The sequence below is a fragment of the Arthrobacter sp. SPT-J7 genome (assembly GCF_059089965.1).
Genome location: NZ_JBNHFF010000368.1, coordinates 1 through 2,097, shown reverse-complemented (window position 1 = coordinate 2,097; position 2,097 = coordinate 1). Strand labels below are relative to the sequence as shown.

Annotated in this window: 1 protein-coding gene; it reads left to right on the top strand. The window is 64.8% G+C overall.

The window, feature by feature from the left end; all coding sequences use genetic code 11:
• The coding region (gene infB, locus AC5RWX_RS32725; RefSeq protein WP_494100329.1) for a translation initiation factor IF-2 at window positions 1-1,992 on the top strand (1,992 nt) is incomplete at its 5' end.
• Window positions 1,993-2,097 lie beyond the last annotated feature (105 nt).

Sequence of the window (2,097 nt, the reverse complement as noted above, 5' to 3'; positions counted from 1 at the left end):
GGCGGCGGTGCTCCCGCCGGTGGTGGCTTTGGCAAGGGCGGACGCGGACGCGGTGGCACCCAGGGTGCCTTCGGCAAGGGCGGCGCGGGACGTGGCAAGCAGCGCAAGTCGAAGCGCGCAAAGCGCCAGGAACTTGAGCAGATGAGTGCCCCGTCGCTTGGTGGCGTGAGCGTCCCCCGCGGCGACGGCAACACTGTGATCCGCCTCCGCCGTGGCTCGTCCATCACGGACTTCGCCGACAAGATCGAGGCAAACCCCGCCGCACTGGTAACCGTGCTGTTCCACCTCGGTGAGATGGCAACGGCCACGCAGTCGCTGGACGAGGAAACCTTTGCGCTGCTGGGCGAAGAGCTTGGCTACAAGCTCCAGGTTGTGTCGCCGGAGGACGAGGAGCGCGAGCTGCTCTCCACCTTCGACATCGACTTCGAAGCAGAGCTCGAGGCCGAAGGTGACGAAGACCTCGAGGCACGTCCTCCGGTTGTAACCGTCATGGGCCACGTGGACCACGGTAAAACCCGCCTGCTTGACGCCATCCGCAAGTCCGACGTTATGGCGGGCGAGCACGGCGGCATCACGCAGCACATCGGTGCCTACCAGGTCACGCACAACCATGAAGGCAACGACCGGAAGATCACCTTCATCGATACTCCGGGCCACGAGGCGTTCACCGCCATGCGTGCCCGTGGTGCGAAGGTCACCGACATCGCCATCCTGGTGGTCGCAGCGGATGACGGCGTGATGCCCCAGACCGTTGAAGCCCTCAACCACGCCCAGGCAGCCAACGTGCCGATCGTGGTGGCAGTGAACAAGATCGACAAGGAAGGCGCCAACCCGGACAAGGTCCGCGGCCAGCTGACCGAGTACGGCCTGGTTCCCGAAGAATACGGTGGCGACACCATGTTCGTGGAGGTCTCTGCACGCCAGAATCTCAATATCGACGAGCTGCTCGAGGCAGTCCTGCTCACCGCAGACGCTGCCCTGGACATGCGAGCCAACCCGAACAAGGACGCCCGCGGTATCGCCATCGAAGCCAACCTGGACAAGGGCCGCGGTTCCGTTGCCACTGTCCTGGTGCAGTCCGGCTCGCTGCGCGTCGGCGACACCATCGTTGCAGGCACGGCCCACGGCCGCGTCCGTGCGATGTTCGACGACGACGGCAGCGCCCTGACCGAGGCCGGCCCGTCCCGCCCCGTCCAGGTGCTGGGTCTGTCCAACGTGCCGCGTGCAGGTGACACCTTCTTCGTGACTGCTGACGAGCGCACCGCCCGCCAGATCGCCGAGAAGCGTGAAGCAGCCGATCGCAACGCCGCCCTGGCCAAGCGCCGCAAGCGCATCAGCCTGGAAGACTTCGACCAGGCAGTGGCCGACGGCAAGATCGACACCCTCAACCTCATCCTCAAGGGTGACGTGTCCGGTGCCGTGGAAGCCCTCGAAGACGCCCTGCTCAAGATCGACGTCGGCGAAGGCGTGCAGCTGCGCGTCATCCACCGCGGTGTTGGTGCCATCACGCAGAACGACGTCAACCTGGCGACGGTGGACAGCGCCGTCATCATTGGCTTCAACGTCAAGCCGGCCGAGCGGGTTGCCGAACTGGCCGACCGCGAAGGCGTGGACATGCGCTTCTACTCCGTCATCTACTCCGCAATTGATGACATCGAGATGGCGCTCAAGGGCATGCTCAAGCCGGAATACGAAGAATTCCAGCTGGGCACCGCCGAGGTCCGCGAAGTCTTCCGTTCCTCCAAGTTCGGAAACATCGCCGGTTCCATCGTTCGCTCGGGTGTTATCCGACGCAACACGAAGGCCCGCATCAGCCGCGACGGCAAGATCATCGGTGACAACCTCACCGTTGAGACGCTCAAGCGCTTCAAGGACGACGCCACTGAGGTCCGCACGGACTTCGAGTGTGGTATCGGTCTTGGTTCGTACAACGACATCACCGAAGGCGACATCATCGAGACCTTCGAGATGCGTGAGAAGCCGCGCGTCTAGGCGTTGATCTCTAACGGTGGGGCCGTCGGGACATTCCCGGCGGCCCCGCCCCTTCGCCGGACCGCTTGCGCTCGTTGGTCGCACCCCGCCCCGCTCCGCCCCGCC